Here is a 20,252-nt window from a genome sequence, read left to right on the forward strand (position 1 = left end):
ATTGTGCCGCAACTATGCTATAATTAAGAAGATTGCAGATCCTTGGATGAGGGGGATCTTGTTTTAGGAATCTGCACTTTAAGATTTTTCTTAGAGGGGACTATTTTTTCAGGAGGAGACAAAATGTCAGTTAATGACGAGTACATTGAATTTACAATTCCCAAACAAAAAACAATCGCGCTTATCGCGCATGATAAAAAGAAAAAGGAGCTTGTAGAGTGGTGCGAACACAATAAGTTCAGACTTGAGAAGCACTTTTTGTGCGGAACAGGCACATCAGCAAGACTTGTTGCAGAAAATACAGGACTTCCTGTCAGAGCTTACAATTCCGGTCCTCTTGGCGGTGACCAGCAGGTTGGAGCCAAGGTTGTAGAAGGTAAGATTGACATGATCATCTTTTTCTCAGATCCGCTTGAAGCTCAGCCGCATGATCCCGATGTCAAGGCACTTCTTCGTATAGCTCAGGTATACGACATCCCGATTGCCAACAACAGATCAACAGCAGATTTTATGATCACAAGCAGATTCATGGAAGATGAGTATGTTCACAGGGTCCTTAATTTTGACAGAAATGTTGAGAAGAGAGTCAAAGAGGGGCATCTGGTATAAGGTTGCATCAGGAATTTATGGTGAAGAATCATAATCTGATCAAAATAGAAGATTGTCATATAAAGGAGGTTCTAAGTTTAATATGATCAATATCAAAAATGTTACAGATGATATACTTTGGATTGGCGGAAGCGACAGACGCCTTGCTTTATTTGAAAATCTTTTTCCGCTTCCTGATGGAGTGTCCTATAACAGCTACGTTGTTAAGGATGACAAGACCATAATCTTTGATACAGCTGATGTGACTATAGCCGATCAGTATGTTGAGAATCTTCAGGCAGCTCTTGCAGGTGCAAAACCCGACTACCTTGTGATCCTTCATATGGAACCGGATCACTGCTCGCAGATATCAAGAGTGGTATCACTGTATCCTGATATTCAGCTGGTGGGCGGCGTTCAGACTTTCAAGTTCCTGCATCAGTTCTTCCCGGAACTTGATGATGTCAAGAAAGTTACGGTCAAGGAAGGCGACACTTTAGATACAGGAAGTCACAGCTTTAGCTTTGTAGCAGCGCCTATGGTTCACTGGCCGGAAGTCCTTCTTGCATTTGATACTAAGACAGGAACACTTTTTAGTGCGGACGCTTTTGGAACCTTTGGAAGCGTTGATTCAGGAATCTTTGCAGATGAATATGACTTTGAGAAAGATTTCCTTGATGATGCAAGGCGCTATTATGCCAATATTGTAGGCAAGTACGGAGCTCAGGTTCAGGCTGTACTTAAAAAGGCTCAGGGTCTTTCTATAGAACGTATATGTCCGCTGCATGGCCCTATCTGGAGAAAAGACCTTGGATGGTTCATCGACAAATATGACAAGTGGAGCCAGTGCATACCGGAGACAGAAGATATACTTATAGTATATGGCTCTATGTATGGCCATACAGCAAGCGCTGCTGAGACTCTTGCAGGACTTGTTCATGAGATAAGCGGCCAGAAGGTCAGAGTCTTCGATGTTAGTAAGACTGACAAGTCGTTCCTTGTAGGCGAAGCATGGCGCTGCGGCAAGATAGTCCTTATGGCTCCGACATATAATGGCGGATTGTACCTTCCTATGGAGAGCTTCATAGAAGATCTTGTGGCACTTGGCCTTAAGAACAGGAAATTCGCTCTTGGACAGAACGGAACCTGGGCACCTGTTGCTGCCAAACATATGTCTGATAAGCTTGCGCTGTTAAAAGATTGTACGATCCTTGAGGATGTACTTACTATAACATCGGCGCTTCATGAAAGCGATCTTGATACTGTTAAGAACTTTGCAAAGGCTATTGCGGATATGGCCTAATTATTTTTAATTAGTAGATAGGTAAGAGGAATTGCATAATAGTGATTCCTCTTATTTTTATGATGAAAAATTATAAAATTGAAATTTGTTTGAACATGCGGTAAAGTATTATTGGTTAAGTAACCTTGGCGTTCACATAGGTCTTATATGGGAATAAAATTCGGTATGCGGGCATCTTCCTAAGGCGAGTATTTTAGCCTTAATAGAACTTACTGGTATATCTTTTGACTTGTGATCAGTTAAGGAATAAATCTCATACAAAAGGGAGGAGATATTCATGCTTGAAAAAATATTCAAGCTCAAAGAGCATGGGACAACTGTCAAAACAGAGATACTGGCAGGTCTCACAACATTTCTTGCTATGGCCTATATTCTGGCTGTAAATCCATCCATTCTTGGAACTGTAATGGATCCAAATGGTGTATTTATCGCAACAGCGATTGCATCAGCGCTTGCAACTTTTTTTATGGCGTTCATCGCTAACTATCCTATAGCACTTTCTGCAGGCCTTGGACTTAATGCATATTTTGCATATACAGTATGCCTTGGCGAACTTGCAGACATGGGAGAGAATGCGTTTACAGTTTGCCTTACAGCAGTACTTGTAGAGGGTCTTGTATTCATCGCATTGTCTGCATTTAAGTTCCGTGAGCAGATCATAAACGGTATACCTCAGAACCTTAAAAATGGTATATCTGCAGGTATCGGTCTTTTTGTAGCATTTATCGGTCTTCAGGGCGCAGGTATCGTTATCAACAGCGATGCTACACTTGTAGATCTTGGTGACTTCTCTACACCTCAGGTTGTACTGTCACTTGTTGGATTTATTATCATCGTAGTACTTACAAGCCTTAACATCCCAGGATCAGTACTTATCGGAATCATCGTCACATGGATCCTTGGAATGTGCGCACAGACTACAGGCTGGTATGTTGTTGATGAGAACAATCTGAGCCTTTTCCCAAATTTTTCAAATGGTCTTGTTAACTTCTCGGGACTTGCTAATACTGCCTTTAAGTTTAACTTCCCTTGGGTAGCTTCTCACATGGTTCAGTTTATAGCTATTACTTTCAGCTTCCTGTTCGTAGATCTCTTCGATACAGTTGGAACAGTAGTAGGTGTAGCTGATAAGGCAGGACTTCTTGACAAGGACGGCAAGCTTCCAAGAGTTGGTAAGGTATTCATGTCAGATGCTCTTGGCACCACAATTGGTGCATGCCTTGGTACATCTACAGTTACAAGTTTCGTAGAGTCAAGTGCCGGCGTAGCAGCAGGCGGTCGTACAGGTCTTACAGCACTTACAACAGGTGTTATGTTTCTGGTTGCTATGTTCTTATCACCGGTATTTCTTGCGATTCCTTCATTTGCAACAGCTCCGGCTCTTGTATATGTTGGAATGCTCATGGTAACTTCTATCAAGAAGATTGAATTCGACGGAGATATTGCTGACAGCGCAGGCGCATACATGGCACTTCTTATCATGCCTCTTACATATTCCATCGCTAACGGTATCATGTTCGGTATCCTTACATGGGTTATCGTAAAGGTATTTGAGAAAAAAGCTAAAGACATATCACCTATCATGTGGATCATCTTTGCATTGTTCCTTCTTAGGATCGTAACACTTGTAACTAACTTCAGATAATAATGTAACCAGTCAGGAAGCGCAGTGATATGCTGCGCTTCCTGCTTTTTATAATTAGGAATTTTGGGGTTAGTAAGGTGTTATTGCTTAAAACTTATCTGGAGATAAAAGATCGTTATATTACACTTGGTAAGTTTTTTAAAGGAGTTAAAAGGGCCAAGAAGTGTGAAAATCCGCTTGCATCTTGAACGATTCAATGTTAGAATTAAATACGTTGCAGATGTAGTTCATCGGTAGAATATCAGCTTCCCAAGCTGAGGAGGCGGGTTCGATTCCCGTCATCTGCTTATTTAGGGCCGTGGTTAGATAAGCGGAAAGATATCAAAAGAAACATTACCTATTGTATAAAAAAGCTCCCATCCGGTAGAACAATTTAAAGCTTGCCTACAGGATGAGAGCTTATTTTTGTAATTGGGTTATGCTACATCAGAAGTGCAGTGAGGGCACTTGGTAGCATCCTTGTTAATCTCTGATTTGCAGTAAGGGCAGATCTTTACAGGCTTTGGAGCTTCTTCCTTCTTCTTGCCGATCTTGTCATGAAGCTTGTTCATGCTGCGAACAAGGAGGAAGATAACGATAGCCATCAGCAGGAAGTTGATAACGACAGTGATGAATGTACCGTAGTTAAGAGTAGCGCCGCCGGCTTCCTTGGCTGCTTCAAGAGTAGCATAATCATTGCCATCAAGTGATATGAAGTAGTTATTGAAGTCAATTCCGCCTGTGATAGCACTTATAACCGGCATGATGATGTCATTTACAAGTGAATTGATAATGCTCTGGAATGCGCCACCGATGATAACACCGACTGCAAGGTCCATAACATTACCACGCATTATGAATTCTTGAAACTCCGCAACAACCCCTTTTTTCTTTTCTTCTGCCATAGTAGCCTCCTTTGTAGATGTGTGAAAAAGTATATTGAATATAAGATTTTGTTTTAATAAGCATTGATTATTTATGCATATCAGTGCTTATTAGTACATTAATAATTTTACAAAAAGTATACCACATATCTAACCTGATGTCGCGAGCAAAGCGAGTGACGAATGGTTCAAATAATTGGAGCTTACTTCACCAATTTGGGCTTGAAAATGAAACACTATCATGCCTATAATTCAAGATAATCTTTTTGTGCCTTGACTTCATCAGGTACTTCGAATCCGCCTTTTTCTATCTTGGTAAAAACATTTTCAAGAGTGTGCATTGCAGTTGCGTTCTTGGTATCGAAGGTTTTGACAAGGTCCCCGTACTGCGGGCTTGAAGTCATTTTTTCTCTTAATTCCTTGGAGAAAGGGCAATAGGCAAAAAGTATCTGCCTTGCAATTTTGTTAAGTCTAAGAGAACCTGTTCTTTCGAATTTCATATAAGTTATATAATCGGACATGAAAACTTGATTATAGTGATTCGAATATTTCTTGAGCTGTTCGTATAGTTTCTCTTTTTGATCTTCTGTAAGCATTCGGTTCTTCTTGTAGAACTGGAGATAGTCACAGTACTCAGAGGTGAGTGACGGATCGGTTACATCATTCCAGTGTATGCCTTGTATGGTCTTGCACATCTCCCATCTGTAATCGGCAAAACCTTGAAGGAGAGTGTCACTAAGCTCTGAAGAATGGAAGATTGAGATGCAGTATCTGGCCGGTGTATCTCTTTTTCTGCCTTCGATTTCCTGCCATAGGGAGATCCGGGATCCGCAGTTTGGCAAAAGAATGAAATAGGGCATGACCTCTTTGGCATAAGTGAAAGTATTTAGGCCAATCGAGGGATTAGAGTACATTACATTTCGGTAGAAGATGGTATAGTCATCGGATTTGAGCGCATCGACCTGGCTTTGCAAAAGGTCGCTTCTAAGGAAGGCATCCGGAAGAGGCTTGGTAATGTTGGCTTCATCAAATACCGGAACGAAGGCAGAGGCTCTTCCAAATGTAACACGGTTACTAAGCATGAAAAGGTTACCAATCTCGAAGTCAAGCTTGGCATCTGCATCTTCTAAAAGTTCATTCATTTTTTCTTCAGTGATATTACCTTGAGACTTCTGCTCATTAAGGTAACCCTGATAGTCAAGATTGAATTCATTCCTTGATGGAACGACCTGGCCTTCGTATATCATCTCCAGCCATTCTGGCATGGTGAAGATATGTCCGCCGGGATCAGGACTATATGATTTCATGATGCGATATAAGGTGGCTGTCTGCTCGGCTGATACCAGATCTTCGTGACAATAACCGAACATCAGGAACATATGCACAACATCAGGAACCAGCGATTCAGACAGGCTTGCAAGAAATACAGCTTTATAAACCTTGTAGAAATGAGTTGCAACGTCCCTTCGAACTTTCCTGTATTCATCTGAGAAGGCATCTGTTACAGTAGATGAAGCGTAGGCGCGTACAGAGTCTGCAAATGCTTCTCCAATCTCCGGATCTACATTTCCAAAGGCAAGGAGAGTATTAAGAACATCTTTAAATTCAGGAACTGTATCAGGACTTTCTTCACCGCCGTTCATGATCTGGTCAGCTTTGGACTTGATAGTTGAAAAGGCAGAACGGAATGCAGCAGTTTCTTTTAGAAGAGTCTTGGAATATCTGAGTATTTCAAAAGAATATTGACACAGTGAATTAAGGTACTGTACACAGGTCAGTATCATAGCTACGTCTATATCTATATTTATAGTATAGAAAGCTTTGCGAAGAGCAGCGTCGTTATCAAGGATGGCATTAATATAGGATATCCGCCAGTTAGGCGCAAGCTTTATATCAGGAAGCGGCGACTGATTCAGAACTTCCGGATACGCTTTTAACTGGGTGCCTGTTATGGTGCAAAGAGAAGGATACTGCTCATAGTCAGCCATTAGATCCTTGTATAGGGCAGACGCTTCTTCTAACTGTTTATGGCAGGCATCAAGAGCTATCTGATAAGATCTGTATACGTTGGACACAAGTATTGGTGCGATCTTGGGATTAGCTTTGATCACGCTTATAAGATCTTCTATACGGGTGAAAGGATATGAAGCGATGGTGGCATCAGTCTGCGCCTGATAAGTAAACATATAATTATCGCCCGGAGTCTCCGGAAGACCGCAGATAGTACCCCCTTTAAGGACTATACTTATTCCATCATTGAATACATTGATCTCACCTTTAGATATAATATCTATAGTCTGGACGGGAGAACCTTGCGCGTGTAGAGTCTGACCCTTTTTGAGCTCGATTATCTGCATACTGGACCTCGTATTAGAATATGATCATTGATGATGCATATGTCTTATATTACTATAGCTTGGGACAGCATCGATATTACGTACAAAAACAATTGATGTAATAATTATACCATAGATGCACCGGCATGATATACTGATTATGGTCGCTCTTGAAGCGGTGTTTAAATAAATACAAAGACTTCCTGCTTTGGTGGCGGGGGATAATCGGAGGCTCTGGCAAGGTAGGCAGAATATAAATTATTTACACGCTTTTAATTGTTTTATAAAAATTCATGAGCGTGATAGATGGAGCTTTTTATTCTGCCCGGGGTCCACATGTCTGAGCGCAGCGAGTTTGGACCCCAGAATAAAAAGCTTCAGATATCATGCCATGAATTTATAAAACAGTTAATGCGTGGAAATAATTTATATTCTGCCTACCTTGCCAGAGCCTCCGATTATCCCCCGGCACCAAATCAGGTAGTCTATAAATGATAGGATGCAAGTTTATGAAGGCTTCAGGCTCTTTTGATGTTAGGAGGATATTTAAGGATTCGATACTTAGTATTGTGGCACTACTTCTTATGAATCTGGTGCTCCAGTTCATAGTATATCCTTTTTGGAATAAAATATATGGCAATGATATATACGGAAGTATTGTATATGTTATGTCTTTTGTTAACATATTTGGAGTTGCTGTAGGATCTGCTGTCAATTATGCAAGGATGGCAGAATCTGCTGACAGAGATACTAAGGGAAGTGATTATCTTACCATAGTATTCATCTTAGGAATTGCAGGCTCTGTCGCGACTTTTGGCGCTGCCTTTTTGGGCAAAGCAGGTATGGACCTTGTTACATCACTTCTTGCTGGAACGCTGTGTTTTCTGACTGTTCTTAGATTCTATAGTGATGTTGAGTATAGATTATATCTTAATTATAAGGGATATTTTCTATATTATGCGCTTGTAAGTATAGGTTATCTTCTGGGCCTTATGGTCATGAGGGTGACTGGGATATGGCCTCTTGCCCTTATACCCGGCGAGATCTTAGGTCTATTGTATGTGAAGATAAAGGGAAGTGTCCTTTCAGATAATCTTTTTGATAAGAGTATATACTATAAAGAGAATCTTCATACGATGCTGATGCTGATAATAACTAATCTTATCAGTAATATTATCTTCAACGGCGATAGACTCCTTCTTATGAACCTTGTAAGCGCCGGCGCAGTGACTACATATTATATTGCATCGCTTGTAGGTAAGACCATGACGCTTATTACTACGCCTCTTAACAGCGTTATAATAGGTTATCTTGCAAGATACAAGGGACAGTTTTCTAGAAGGCATGTCAGGCTGCTATTTATTATGACTATGGGCATTATAATATTGTTCTCGCTTTTAAGTGTCCCAGGGTCCTATATAGTAGTATATCTATTGTATACAAAGGAGCTGGAGACAGTCAGCAGGTACTTCCTGATAGCAGGAGCAGCGCAGGTCATATATTTTGTTTCTAACGTAGTCACGACAGTACTATTAAGACTTGCCAAGGCTGATTATCAGCTTATTATCAATATAGCTTACGGCATCGTATTTTTGGCATTATGCATACCGGCAGCCTGGATATACGGGATTACCGGCTTTTGCATAGCTATACTGATCGTAAATATATGCAGATACGTTTTTGCAATAGGTCTATGCTATAAGAGCTGTCAGGACAATATTGTGAAGGAAAAAAAATAAGTTTGAAAGTGTCCCTGTTTTGAACCCGGATTGGTGACGCGAGCAAGCAGGTATCGCCAGTTTGCTCGCGATATGAGGTTGAGAAATTCAGTAATGGAAAATAGTTTAAAATATATAGAAAAAATCCATGAATCTAACAAAGCTATGCTTGATGAAGTGAACAGAATCTGCAAGGCTCATGATATCAAATATTATCTCCACGGAGGGACACTTCTTGGCGCAGCAAGGCATCAGGACTTTATCCCCTGGGACGATGACATAGACATCATCATGCCACGTTCTGAGTATGAGAAGCTCAAAGCTGTTTTTGACAAAGAGGCGGATAAAAGATTTAAGTTTATCGCTGATGACGGCTATGATCAGTTTTTTGATTTTATCAGTAAGATAGCAGATACATCCGTAACCTATGAACATACATCTTATGGTGATGAAGATTTCTATGAGGGGAGATTCTCTCATCCAACGCTTGATTTCTTCGTGCTTGATGAAGCGGGCAAGGGGCATAAGTGGCAGCTTATAAGGCTCAAACTCTTGTATGCTCTTGCAATGGGACATAGGAAGCATATCAATTATGACAAGTTTAAAGGTCCTATGAAGGTAGTAGCATATATCTTGTCTGGGATTGGTAAGTGCATACCTTATAAGAAGATAGCAGGGCATTACCATAAGATTGCTATGGAAGCAGATAAAAGGCGGCCAGACAACGCAAAATCTTATAAAAAGAAATACGGTAACCAAGTACCTGCAAGTACTTGGTCAGACGATTCTTTTTATTTTATATCTAACGAGCAGCCTCATCCGCATTACTGGGGACTTCTTTTTCCAAAGAAATGGTTTGAAGAAGACTTTACGCTTACTATAAGGAAAGAACAGTATCCTGCAAGTAAATATTATGATGAATGGCTGACTATGGTATATGGCGATTGGCGAAGCCTTCCGCCAAAGGATCAGCAAAAGCCTCAGCATGTGGTGAGAATCTCACAGGGCTGAGTAAAAATAAATTGCTTGAAATTTATAATATATGAGTTATTATGTAATCTGGTGTATATTTATGCTGGATTTATGCTAAGATATACATGCTTTAATTTGGGATAGACGCAGAGTTTTCTCTATCTGTCTGTGCAGGCGGTATTTGGCTTATGCAGCTGTTTTGAGAAGACTTCGTTTTTAATATTTGTATAGCCGGAGGAGTAGAATTGGCCAAGGAACTTATAAGACTTGAACATATATCTAAATCATATGATGGAAATATGATTCTGGATGATCTTAATCTCAGTATTCATGAGAATTCATTTGTTACTATATTGGGACCTTCAGGATGTGGTAAGACTACAACACTGCGTATTATAGGCGGTTTTGAAAGTCCTGATCAGGGCCGCGTTATTTTTGACGGTCAGGATATAACTAATCTTGCACCTAATAAAAGACAGCTCAATACTGTCTTTCAGAAGTATGCCCTTTTTACACATATGGACATCGCCCAGAACATTGCTTTTGGTCTTAAGATCAAGAATAAGACGGATGCTTATATCAAGGATAAGATCAAGTATGCTCTTAAACTTGTAAATCTTGAGGGCTATGAGCATCGTATGCCGGAATCACTTTCCGGTGGTCAGCAGCAGAGGATCGCTATAGCAAGAGCTATTGTTAATGAGCCTAAGGTGCTTCTCCTTGATGAGCCTTTGGGCGCTCTTGATTTAAAACTCAGACAGGACATGCAATACGAGCTTATAAGACTTAAAAATGAGCTCGGGATCACTTTCATATACGTAACTCATGATCAGGAAGAGGCTCTTACCATGTCTGATCATATCGTAGTTATGAATCAGGGATATATCCAGCAGGAAGGCTCTCCTGAGAAAATCTACAACGAGCCGGAGAATGCCTTTGTTGCTGACTTTATAGGTGATAGTAACATCATCCATGCAACCATGGTTCAGGACAAGCTTGTAAGGATCCTTGGGGCCAACTTCCCTTGCGTTGATACAGGATTTGGTACTAACGCTCCTGTAGATGTAGTTATAAGACCTGAAGACGTAGAGCTTGTAAAAAGAGGTAGCGGTATCCTTCCGGGAGTAGTAACACATGTCATATTCAAGGGTGTTCACTATGAGATGGAAGTAGAAGCAGGCGGATTTGAATGGCTTGTTCACTCTACACGTATGGCTCAGGTTGGTGATGAAGTAGATATAACGGTAGATCCTTTTAACATACAGGTTATGAATGTTCCTGCTTCAGAGGATGAGGAGGCTATTGAAATAGATGTTTAATAACAAACAGACATCTCGTCTTCTTTCTTCTCCATACATTGCATGGGCAGTGATCTTTATTGTGGTCCCTCTTGCAATGATATTCTTTTATGGTCTGACAGACGAGTCGGGTGCATTTACATTTGCTAATGTCGCAGCAATAGGAAGGGCAGAGAATCTTAAATCTCTGGGTCTTGCTCTTGTACTTGCGTTTATAAGTACGATCATATGTTTCCTTCTGGCATATCCTCTTGCCATGATACTTGCAAGGAACAAGATAAGTTCACAGGGAATCATAACGACTCTGTTCATCCTTCCTATGTGGATGAACTTCCTGCTTAGGACTATGGCATGGATGACCCTTCTTGAGAATAAGGGCGTTATCAACGGCCTTTTGAGCCTTGTTGGACTTCCGAATATCAATATCATAAACACATCATCAGCTATCGTTATCGGTATGGTATATAACTTCCTTCCCTTTATGATACTGCCTTTGTACAATTCACTTGCAAGGATAGATGATAGTGTTATCAATGCAGCAAGAGATCTTGGAGCCAATGCTGTTCAGACTTTCTTCAAGATAACTTTGCCACTTACAATTCCGGGTATCCTGTCCGGAATCACGATGGTATTCATACCGGCTCTTACAACTTTTGCCATAAGTACTATGCTCGGCGGATCCAAGATCCTCCTTATAGGCAATGTAATAGAGCAGGAGTTCACACTAAGCTATGACTGGAACATGGGCGCGGGTCTTTCACTTGTACTTATGCTGTTCATCATAGTTAACATGGTGATAACCATGATGACTGACAAGTCATCCTATAACTAAGAAGATTCCTTAGTGCCATTATATTGAAGGTGCCGGGCTGCCCGGCATGAAGGATAAGTTTGAAGATGAAAAAAACTATAGAAAAAATATACATGGGCATCATCCTTGTTTTTATGTACCTGCCCATTGTTACAATGATAATCCTTTCATTTAATTCAAGTAAATCTAGGGCGAAATGGGGCGGATTTACCTTTGACTGGTATCTTAATCTTGCTTCTGATTCAGCTATCATCAATGCTTTTGCCAATACGCTTATAATAGCCCTTATATCAACTCTTGTTGCTACTGTTATCGGTACGGCTACCTGTGTTGCAATGATGGGACTTCACAAAAAGTCCAGGTCAGTTATCATGGGTATTACTAATATCCCTATGATCAATGCGGATATCGTTACAGGTATCTCACTGATGCTCCTTTTTAGATTTCTTCATTTTAATGCAGGATTTATCACAGTTCTTATCGCTCATATTACTTTTAATATTCCATACGTAATGTTGAGCGTTATGCCTAGAATGAAGACTATCAATCCAAGTGTCTATGAAGCGGCGCTTGATCTTGGAGCACAGCCGTTTTTTGCTTTTAGAAAAACTGTTCTTCCAGACCTGATGCCTGCAGTGATAGCCGGTGCTATGATGGCCTTCACTATGTCTTTGGATGACTTTATCATTACATATTTTACTAAGGGTTCGGGTTTTGATACTCTTTCAACCAAGATATACAGTGAAGTAAAAAGGGGTATCCAGCCTGAGATATATGCGCTGTCCGCGATCATATTCATAATCGTTATCGTTCTTATGGTCAGCTCCAGGCAGATAAAAGCAAGGAACCTGGCTACTACTAAGAAAGATGTATCATATGCAAGCAGGAAGAAGCTTGATAAGAAGACTATCCTGATCCTTGCAGGTGCCTGCGCTGCGATAGCAGTAGTAGGTATAACATTTGGCGGAGTATTCAAGACAGAAGATAATCAGGTCTATGTTTATAACTGGGGAGAATATATCGACCCTGAAGTTATCACTATGTTCGAAGAAGAGACTGGTATCAAGGTTATATATGATGAGTTTGAATCCAATGAAATCATGTATGCCAAGATAGCATCTGATAACTCTGCATATGATGTTATATGTCCGTCAGATTATATGATATCTCGTATGATTCAGGAAGGAATGCTTAAAGAGCTTGACTGGGAAGAACTTCCCTATGCCTCAGCCAATATAGATCCAAACTATCTTGAATCTGCAGCATCTTTTGATGAAGGCAACAGATACGCAGTTCCTAACTTCTGCGGAACTGTTGGTATTCTCTATAATAAGACTCTTGTAGATGAGCCTGTTACAAGCTGGGATATCCTGTGGGATGAGAAGTACGCAGGTCAGATCCTTATGCAGGATTCTGTAAGAGATGCTTTCATGGTATCGCTTGCAAGGAACGGATATTCTATCAACTCTACTGATAAGGCAGAACTTGAGCAGGCAGCAGATGATCTTGTAGCGCAGAAACCTTTGGTTCAGGCTTATGTTATCGATCAGGTAAGAGATAAGATGATAGGCGGCGAAGCTGCTCTTGGTGTTATCTATTCCGGTGAAGCTCTGTATACACAGCGAGAGAATACAGATCTTGAGTATGTGGTTCCGGAAGAAGGGTCTAATGTATGGCTTGATGGCTGGTGCATCACAAGAGATGCCAAGCATACTGAGAATGCGCTTAAGTGGATTGATTTCATGTGCAGAGAAGATATCGCTCTTATGAATTTTGAGTACGTAACATATACAACTCCTAATCTTAAGGCGCAGGAACTGATAGAAGATGAGACTATCAGGAATTCTACAGTGGCTTTCCCTGATGAAGATACGCTTTCAAGATGCGAAGTGTACACATATCTGGGTCAGGACGCTGACGCGCTATACAACGAACTTTGGAAGAAGATCAAGGCTGCGGATTAAGGCGGGGTATTTAATTTGTCAAAGCCATGAATTATAAGTTGTCGTGGTGTGGATCTAATAAAGCAAGAGAAAATTCGCGATTTGCGTCTTTCTCTTGCTTTATTTGATGTAAATTTGTTACAAGATTGGGTTATAGGATTGTGACGGGCTTTTGGTATTCATTTTTTGAGTCGGGGATTATCAGGTGGTAGATGTCGGAAGCCAGGACATCTTGGTCTAATAATCTCTTTTGCTGTTCGTCTTCAATTTTGAATGCGTCTGACATTCTGCTGATGACGGGGGTGCTTGAGCTCTCCCTGATAACTGCAAGGAGAGGAGAGGACTTTTTTCTAAAGCCTAGGAGTCTTAAGTAGACGGGATATTTTTCTTGTTTCAGGCTGTCCAAGGTGCCTTGTTTTATTCCAAGTAATATGTGAAGCAGGCTTCTTTGTATTCTTGTGTAGGTCAGGTCTTTGGACTTTAGAAGGTCTGTGAATTCGGATATGGTGGTATATTTTGGCAGGAACTTTATGATCTTGTCTGACAGGTCTCTATGTATGTCTGCATAAGAGGTAAAGCCTTCGCTGCGCTCGCTAAGGAGCTTGTAATGAAGGTAGTCCGAGTAGTTGTCAAGGCGGTTGTAGGCTTTTTGACTTAAGAGAAGAGTCAGTACATCTTCCGGGATATAATCTTTAAGAATTGATCTATAGGTATCGTCCGGATAAGTAGTTTCAAGGAGCTTTCGTATTGCGCTTGCGCTTGCATAGGCGCCGGTGAGGTCGTCGCTGTTATAATCTGCACCTTCTCTTTGGATAGTGAGAGGGGTGATACTGCTCTTGGATTCCATAAGGGCGCGGCAATATTCGATTCCGAGTATGTTATTGGAACCTATAAGTGTGGTGCTGTTACCTATTGTGATGAGCTTTTTTAGGGCAGCGTCTCTGGCACTTGCGAAGTTGAGACCTCTTTTTAGCCCTTTTTGAAGCTCTTTTTTATATTCATCAGGTTCATCATTAAGGATAGAAGCAATCTTTTGGATTTCTTCTATATCTCCGTTTTCTGTTCCAAAGAGGATATGATCCACGCATCCAAGTGAATTAAGAAGTGAAATAGCTCCTGATGCGAAATATTCGGCACTTGCAGTAGCATACTGGACTGGGAGTTCGAATACAGCATCTGCTCCTGCCATAAGTGCCATTTGGGTCCTGACTTCCTTGGATACGATAGAAGGGACGCCGCGCTGGGTGTAGTCGCCGCTCATGACTAGTATGATGTAGTCTGCGTTAAAGCGCTTTCTTGCCATATCTAGCAGATATTTGTGCCCGCTGTGGAGCGGATTAAGTTCACATACGATTCCGATTGTCTTCAAAGTATCTCCTGTGTTCAAATGATTTGTATTTTTTACGTCTTTTGTTTTAGAAAAGGAGCTTTAGTGATAGTAAACGTCTTTATAAATAGCTTTATAATTCTGTTTGGGAAATAGTACTAAAAATCTTGGGAAATCTTTGTTAAAAAATTATCTTTCATGTTAAAAAAATATCTTTTCTTGAACTAAAATTAATCTCTGTTATTATTGTATTGGTAGCTTTTGTGTAACTGCTTACATTGTTATGGATTCACGCAAAACGGGAAATCGTTTTCACCGGTTTGAAAATAATGATTTCCTATTAAGATGTTTTTTTATTATTCCCGATAGTAAATATATGTGGCGTGATCTATGAAAATTGAGGCAGAGATACAAGAACTCTACAACCAATAATTGTATATTAATATACCACAAAGGAGAGTGACATGTCTTATATCGACAAAATCAAGGCTAAAGCAAAAGCCAACAAAAAAACTATTATTCTTCCCGAGACAGAGGATACAAGAACACTTCTTGCTGCGGAAGATATTCTCTTACATGGATATGCAGATATAATCCTTCTTGGCAATAAAGATACTGTATTAGAACTTGCTAAGTCTGTACGTGCAGATGTTACAGATGCAATTTTCGTAGATCCCGACACAGATGACAGAACAGAAGAGCTTGTTAATATGTTCTATGAACTTCGTAAGAACAAGGGTATGACACCTGAGAAGGCTAGAGAGACACTTCTTTCAAGCAGAACATATTATGGTGTTATGATGGTTAAGGCCGGATACGCTGATGGCCTTGTATCAGGTGCCTGCCATTCAACTGCTGATACACTTCGTCCTGCACTTCAGATCCTGAAGACAGCTCCCGGAGTTAAGATGGTATCAGGCTTCTTCATCGTTGATGTTCCTCATTGCGAGTATGGTGAGAACGGAACATTCCTTTTCGCAGATTCAGGTCTTAATCAGGATCCTACATCAGAAGAGCTTGCAGTTATCGCTGATTCTTCTGCCAAGTCATTCAGACAGCTTGTTGAGGCTGAGCCTAAGGTTGCATTCCTTTCACACTCAACAAAGGGTTCTGCTAAGCACGAACTCGTAGACAAGGTTGTTAATGCTGTTGAGATCGCTCACAGAGATTATCCTGATCTTGTATGTGATGGTGAACTTCAGCTTGATGCTGCTATTGTTCCTGAAGTTGCAGCTTCCAAGGCTCCGGGATCACCTGTTGCGGGTCATGCCAATGTACTTATTTTCCCTAACCTTGATGGTGGTAACATTGGTTACAAGCTCGTTCAGAGACTTGCTAAGGCTGATGCTTACGGCCCTATGCTTCAGGGTATCGCTCGCCCCGTTAACGATCTTTCACGTGGATGCAGCTGGGAAGATATCGTAGGCGTTGTTGCTCTTACAGCAGTACAGGCACAGGATGCAGAATAAGGAGGCTATGTTAGAATGAAAGTTCTTGTTATAAATTGCGGTAGTTCATCACTTAAATTTCAGCTTATTGACGCAGAGACAGAACAGCTTCTTTTTAAAGGCCTTTGCGAAAGAATCGGAATAGAGGGAAGTCAGATCTCTTATACTGCTACAGGTAAGGACAAGGTTACTAAGGTAACTCCTATGCCTGAGCACAAGACAGCTGTAAGCCTTGTGCTTGAAGCTCTTACAGAAAGCGGTGTAGTTAAGTCTCTTGATGAGATCGATGCTGTAGGACACAGAATCGTACATGGCGGTGAGAAGTTCACTAAGTCAGTTGTGATTAGCGAAGATGTTGTTAAGGCTATTGAAGAAGTATCTGATCTTGCACCTCTTCACAATCCTGCCAACGTTATCGGTATCAGAGCTTGTCAGGATCTTATGCCTGGAACTCCTATGGTTGCAGTATTTGATACAGCTTTCCATCAGACAATGCCTGAGGAAGCATACCTTTACGGTCTTCCATATGACATCTACAAGAATCATAAGATCCGTCGTTATGGCTTCCACGGCACATCTCACTCTTTTGTAAGCAAAAAAGTAGCTGAGATCGAGGGAAAGCCTTATGAAGATCTTAAGACAATCGTATGCCACCTTGGTAACGGAGCATCAGTATCAGCTGTTAAGAACGGCAAGTGCGTAGATACTTCAATGGGACTTACTCCTCTTGAAGGACTTATCATGGGTACAAGATGCGGTTCTATCGATCCTTCTGTTATAGAGACTCTTGAGAAAAAGATGAATCTTGATACAGCAGGTGTTATGAAGATTCTTAACAAAGAATCAGGTGTATACGGACTCTCCGAAGGCATAAGCTCAGATTTCCGTGATCTTGAGGATGCTTATATCAAGGGTGACAAGAACGCTATCAGAGCAGTAGATTGCTTCTGCTATCAGGTTCTTAAATATATCGGAGCTTACACAGCAGCTATGAACGGTGTAGACTGCATCGCATTCACAGCAGGTGTAGGTGAGAATTCAGGCTTTGTAAGAAAGCTTATAATTGATCGTCTTGGATTCCTTGGAGTTAAGTGTAACGACGAAGCTAACAAGGTAAGAGGCGAAGAGAAGCTTGTATCTACAGAAGATAGCAAGGTTAGAGTATATGTAGTTCCTACAAATGAGGAGCTTGCTATTGCGAGAGATACTTACGAACTTCTTAAATAAAGATTTGTGGTATACCCAAGGAATACGTATATAACAGCTTGAAAGCCTTAAATATAACTGATTTTATTTGGGTATTGACAAATGGGTACCATATAGGTATAATAATTAAGCGTGTGACAAAGTTACACACAATAAATGAGTAATATTATTACCGGCTCAGCTTGGCTTACGGCTGGTAATCGAATACGACCAGCGTAAGGAGGTGTTACGAATGTCTATCTGCCCTAAGAATAAGTCTTCTAAAGGTCATCGTGATCAGAGAAGAGCAAATTGGAAGATGAGCGCACCGACTCTTGTAAAGTGCAGCCACTGCGGAGCTCTTATGCAGCCTCACCAGGTTTGCAAGGCTTGCGGTTACTATGAGAACAAGAGCGTTGTAGCTGTTAACGACTAATTAAAAACGGTTGTTCATTAAGGCTTTCCGATTTATCGGGAAGCCTTGATTTTTGCCCATTTGTCGGGTAAACTTGTAATAGTGCTTTTATGAAAAGAATGCGATCTCTGTAATAGGATATCGCAGTTTTCTTTATTTAAGAAAGATATGGACTGATGGATGCAGGAAGGCATCTATGCAGTTTATATGCATGTACTAATCATTATGATATATGGAGGAGCTAAATGGCTGATCTTATTAAAGTTGCCGTTGATGCTATGGGAGGAGACAACGCACCTGCAGAGATAGTAAAGGGTGTAGTTGAAGCTATTAATGAAGATAGTAATGTTAAGGTCTTTCTTGTAGGACAGGAAGACAAGATTAAGGCTGAACTTTCCAAATACAACGGATATGACACAGAAAGACTTGAAATAGTTAATGCCACTCAGATTATCGAGATGGCAGAAGCGCCTGTAATGGCCATCAGACAGAAGCCCGATTCTTCTATTGTGAAGGCTATGCAGATGGTCAAGCACGGTGAGGCTGATGCATATGTAAGTGCGGGCAGTACAGGTGCCAATCTTGTTGGTGGCCAGACAATCGTAGGGCGTATCAAAGGCGTTAAGAGAGCACCTCTTGCTCCCTTGATCCCGACAGAAAAGGGTGTATCCCTTCTTATCGACTGTGGTGCCAATGTGGACGCAAGACCTGATCAGCTCCTGCAGTTTGCAATCATGGGATCCATATACGCTGAGAACATCCTTGGCAAGAGGAATCCTACAGTTGCGCTTCTGTCTATAGGAGCAGAAGAGGACAAAGGTAATGCTCTTGTTAAAGAGACATTCCCGCTTCTTAAGAACTGTCCCGATATCAACTTCATAGGCAACATCGAAGCCAGAGATATCCCTGCCGGTCCTGCTGACGTCATCGTAACAGAGGCTTTTGCAGGTAATATTGCTCTTAAGATGTATGAAGGCGTTGCCAAGACCATGGGAAGAGTTATCAAGAACACATTCCTTACTAATTTAAGGACTAAGATAGCATATCTTCTCCTCAAGAAGGAATTTACTGTTAATCTCAAAGCATTTGATGCCAAACAGTACGGGGGTGCACCTATGCTGGGACTTAACGGACTTGTAGTCAAGACCCATGGAAGTGCCAAGGCTGTAGAAGTCAAGAATTCAATTCTTCAGTGTGTAACCTTTAAAACACACAACGTTGATGATAAGATAAAAGAGACATTGAATAACAAGGACTGATGAGGCTTTTTGGATAATATTGATCAGATTAAAAAGACTTGAGATTGTCCAAATTATTTGAAATAAATTATTATACAAGGAGTATAGAGATATGGAACTTGAGAAATTAAAAGCACTTATAGTAGATGTTCTTAACGTAGACGCAGATGAGATCACAGAGGATACAACATTCATCGATGATCTTGGAGCTGACTCACTTGACGTATTCCAGATCATCATGGGAATCGAGGAAGAGTTCAAGATTCAGATCCCGCAGGAGAAGGTTGAGAAGATCTCTACTGTAGGTGAGGCTGTTGAACTTATTAAAGAAGCCAAAAACAATTAAGGGTTAAAACTGTCATACTGACAGTTTTGGCTCTCGGCCCGGATGGGCCTGGAGGAAAATATGTATAGCGAAAATGATATTACCGAACTGGAAGACCGGATCGGGTATCATTTCAAGGACAGAGCACTGATTCGTATGGCGCTTACACATTCATCTTATGCCAATGAGCAGAAGATTAATAAGCAGCCTGATTACGAAAGACTGGAATTTTTGGGCGATTCTGTTCTTGAAATGGTATCCAGTACTTATCTGTACAACAATTACCCGGACAAAAAAGAAGGACAGATGACCAAAATGCGTGCTTCTATGGTATGTGAGCAGGCACTGGCTTTCTGCGCCCGTGATTTTGAACTTGAGAAGTATATTCTCCTTGGCAAGGGTGAAGAATCAACAGGTGGAAGGCATAGAGATTCAATAATCTCTGATGTTATGGAAGCTGTTATCGGAGCTATCTATATTGATGGCGGTATTGATTATGCCAAGAAACATATAGACAAGTTTATCCTCAATGACCTTGAGAATAAACAGATATTTGTTGATGCTAAGTCTGTACTTCAGGAACTTGTTCAGAAAGACTCTACCAAGACTTTGTCTTATGAGATCTGCGGGGAGAGTGGTCCGGAACATGATAAAATATTTAAGTCGCGCGTTCTTATAAACGGCGAAATTCTGGGAGAGGGTGAGGGACATACCAAGAAAGCTGCAGAGCAGCAGGCTGCTTATCAGGCGGTACTTAAGATTAAGGATAAAGCCTGATGCGTAAGTCTGAACTGCAAAGCAGGTTCATTAAGCAATGAGTCCTGCTTTATGCTTTGT

At 41.0% G+C, this 20,252-nt stretch carries 17 protein-coding genes and 1 tRNA gene; 15 read left to right on the top strand and 3 right to left on the bottom strand.

Going from position 1 to position 20,252, the window contains the following annotated elements:
• Positions 1–123: 123 nt before the first annotated feature.
• The 4 genes from BMX21_RS00540 (at position 124) to BMX21_RS00555 (ending at position 3,823) form a co-directional block, all read left to right on the top strand.
• Positions 124–609 carry a methylglyoxal synthase gene (locus BMX21_RS00540; protein WP_022754654.1) on the top strand — a complete coding sequence of 162 codons (486 nt, stop codon included), beginning with the start codon at positions 124–126 and terminating at the stop codon, positions 607–609.
• Positions 610–691: 82 nt separating this feature from the next.
• Positions 692–1,891, top strand: coding sequence for an FprA family A-type flavoprotein (locus BMX21_RS00545; protein WP_092040036.1), 1,200 nt, complete (start codon positions 692–694; stop codon positions 1,889–1,891).
• A gap of 277 nt (positions 1,892–2,168) precedes the next feature.
• Positions 2,169–3,536, top strand: coding sequence for an NCS2 family permease (locus tag BMX21_RS00550; protein ID WP_027204043.1), 1,368 nt, complete (start codon positions 2,169–2,171; stop codon positions 3,534–3,536).
• A 216-nt stretch (positions 3,537–3,752) separates the two neighbouring features.
• Positions 3,753–3,823, top strand: a tRNA-Gly gene (locus tag BMX21_RS00555).
• A 129-nt stretch (positions 3,824–3,952) separates the two neighbouring features.
• Here the strand turns inward: BMX21_RS00555 and mscL are convergent.
• A complete protein-coding gene (gene mscL / locus BMX21_RS00560) occupies positions 3,953–4,420 on the bottom strand; it encodes a large conductance mechanosensitive channel protein MscL (RefSeq protein WP_022754657.1) in 468 nt (155 codons plus the stop codon).
• A 224-nt stretch (positions 4,421–4,644) separates the two neighbouring features.
• Entirely contained in the window at positions 4,645–6,756 is a 2,112-nt protein-coding gene (locus tag BMX21_RS00565) for a cyclic nucleotide-binding domain-containing protein (RefSeq protein ID WP_092040039.1), read from the bottom strand.
• A gap of 488 nt (positions 6,757–7,244) precedes the next feature.
• On the opposite strand from BMX21_RS00565, the gene BMX21_RS00575 reads away from it, so the two are divergent.
• The 5 genes from BMX21_RS00575 (at position 7,245) to BMX21_RS00595 (ending at position 13,498) form a co-directional block, all read left to right on the top strand.
• Positions 7,245–8,474 carry a lipopolysaccharide biosynthesis protein gene (locus BMX21_RS00575; protein ID WP_143057186.1) on the top strand — a complete coding sequence of 410 codons (1,230 nt, stop codon included), beginning with the start codon at positions 7,245–7,247 and terminating at the stop codon, positions 8,472–8,474.
• A gap of 93 nt (positions 8,475–8,567) precedes the next feature.
• A complete protein-coding gene (locus BMX21_RS00580) occupies positions 8,568–9,464 on the top strand; it encodes a LicD family protein (protein WP_177173873.1) in 897 nt (298 codons plus the stop codon).
• A gap of 260 nt (positions 9,465–9,724) precedes the next feature.
• Positions 9,725–10,744 (top strand): ABC transporter ATP-binding protein, encoded by a 1,020-nt coding sequence (locus BMX21_RS00585; protein WP_420314777.1) that lies wholly within the window; start codon positions 9,725–9,727, stop codon positions 10,742–10,744.
• Complete coding sequence (locus BMX21_RS00590) at positions 10,737–11,555, top strand: ABC transporter permease (RefSeq protein ID WP_022754662.1); 819 nt, start codon at positions 10,737–10,739, stop codon at positions 11,553–11,555. Before BMX21_RS00585 ends, BMX21_RS00590 begins: the two co-directional genes overlap by 8 nt.
• 65 nt (positions 11,556–11,620) lie before the next feature.
• A complete protein-coding gene (locus BMX21_RS00595) occupies positions 11,621–13,498 on the top strand; it encodes an extracellular solute-binding protein (RefSeq protein WP_092040056.1) in 1,878 nt (625 codons plus the stop codon).
• 130 nt (positions 13,499–13,628) lie between these two features.
• On the opposite strand, the gene BMX21_RS00600 is transcribed toward BMX21_RS00595, so the two are convergent.
• Complete coding sequence (locus BMX21_RS00600) at positions 13,629–14,846, bottom strand: nucleotidyltransferase (RefSeq protein WP_177173874.1); 1,218 nt, start codon at positions 14,844–14,846, stop codon at positions 13,629–13,631.
• Positions 14,847–15,268: 422 nt separating this feature from the next.
• On the opposite strand from BMX21_RS00600, the gene pta reads away from it, so the two are divergent.
• From pta to rnc, 6 genes are all read left to right on the top strand, one after another.
• Positions 15,269–16,273: a phosphate acetyltransferase gene (gene pta / locus BMX21_RS00605; RefSeq protein ID WP_022754455.1), complete on the top strand. Its 1,005-nt coding sequence runs from the start codon at positions 15,269–15,271 to the stop codon at positions 16,271–16,273.
• Positions 16,274–16,288: 15 nt separating this feature from the next.
• A complete protein-coding gene (locus BMX21_RS00610) occupies positions 16,289–17,479 on the top strand; it encodes an acetate/propionate family kinase (protein WP_027204036.1) in 1,191 nt (396 codons plus the stop codon).
• A gap of 211 nt (positions 17,480–17,690) precedes the next feature.
• Positions 17,691–17,873, top strand: coding sequence for a 50S ribosomal protein L32 (rpmF, locus tag BMX21_RS00615; RefSeq protein WP_022754453.1), 183 nt, complete (start codon positions 17,691–17,693; stop codon positions 17,871–17,873).
• A 224-nt stretch (positions 17,874–18,097) separates the two neighbouring features.
• Positions 18,098–19,111: a phosphate acyltransferase PlsX gene (plsX, locus tag BMX21_RS00620; RefSeq protein ID WP_022754452.1), complete on the top strand. Its 1,014-nt coding sequence runs from the start codon at positions 18,098–18,100 to the stop codon at positions 19,109–19,111.
• Between the two features lie 91 nt (positions 19,112–19,202).
• A complete protein-coding gene (gene acpP / locus BMX21_RS00625; RefSeq protein WP_027204034.1) occupies positions 19,203–19,436 on the top strand; it encodes an acyl carrier protein in 234 nt (77 codons plus the stop codon).
• Between the two features lie 60 nt (positions 19,437–19,496).
• Positions 19,497–20,192 (top strand): ribonuclease III, encoded by a 696-nt coding sequence (gene rnc / locus BMX21_RS00630; RefSeq protein WP_022754451.1) that lies wholly within the window; start codon positions 19,497–19,499, stop codon positions 20,190–20,192.
• Positions 20,193–20,252 lie beyond the last annotated feature (60 nt).

This window comes from Butyrivibrio sp. TB, assembly GCF_900110805.1.
GTDB lineage: Bacteria > Bacillota > Clostridia > Lachnospirales > Lachnospiraceae > Butyrivibrio > Butyrivibrio fibrisolvens_C.

Bases quoted from the DNA above. Each gene is read 5' to 3' on its own strand.
- rpmF (WP_022754453.1), top strand. From the start codon at position 17,691: ATGTCTATCTGCCCTAAGAATAAGTCTTCTAAAGGTCATCGTGATCAG.
- plsX (WP_022754452.1), top strand. From the start codon at position 18,098: ATGGCTGATCTTATTAAAGTTGCCGTTGATGCTATGGGAGGAGACAAC.
- BMX21_RS00550 (WP_027204043.1), top strand. From the start codon at position 2,169: ATGCTTGAAAAAATATTCAAGCTCAAAGAGCATGGGACAACTGTCAAA.
- BMX21_RS00610 (WP_027204036.1), top strand. From the start codon at position 16,289: ATGAAAGTTCTTGTTATAAATTGCGGTAGTTCATCACTTAAATTTCAG.
- BMX21_RS00590 (WP_022754662.1), top strand. From the start codon at position 10,737: ATGTTTAATAACAAACAGACATCTCGTCTTCTTTCTTCTCCATACATT.
- BMX21_RS00540 (WP_022754654.1), top strand. From the start codon at position 124: ATGTCAGTTAATGACGAGTACATTGAATTTACAATTCCCAAACAAAAA.
- BMX21_RS00580 (WP_177173873.1), top strand. From the start codon at position 8,568: ATGGAAAATAGTTTAAAATATATAGAAAAAATCCATGAATCTAACAAA.
- BMX21_RS00585 (WP_420314777.1), top strand. From the start codon at position 9,725: ATGATTCTGGATGATCTTAATCTCAGTATTCATGAGAATTCATTTGTT.
- mscL (WP_022754657.1), bottom strand. From the start codon at position 4,420: ATGGCAGAAGAAAAGAAAAAAGGGGTTGTTGCGGAGTTTCAAGAATTC.
- BMX21_RS00565 (WP_092040039.1), bottom strand. From the start codon at position 6,756: ATGCAGATAATCGAGCTCAAAAAGGGTCAGACTCTACACGCGCAAGGT.
- pta (WP_022754455.1), top strand. From the start codon at position 15,269: ATGTCTTATATCGACAAAATCAAGGCTAAAGCAAAAGCCAACAAAAAA.
- BMX21_RS00575 (WP_143057186.1), top strand. From the start codon at position 7,245: ATGAAGGCTTCAGGCTCTTTTGATGTTAGGAGGATATTTAAGGATTCG.
- BMX21_RS00595 (WP_092040056.1), top strand. From the start codon at position 11,621: ATGAAAAAAACTATAGAAAAAATATACATGGGCATCATCCTTGTTTTT.
- rnc (WP_022754451.1), top strand. From the start codon at position 19,497: ATGTATAGCGAAAATGATATTACCGAACTGGAAGACCGGATCGGGTAT.
- acpP (WP_027204034.1), top strand. From the start codon at position 19,203: ATGGAACTTGAGAAATTAAAAGCACTTATAGTAGATGTTCTTAACGTA.
- BMX21_RS00545 (WP_092040036.1), top strand. From the start codon at position 692: ATGATCAATATCAAAAATGTTACAGATGATATACTTTGGATTGGCGGA.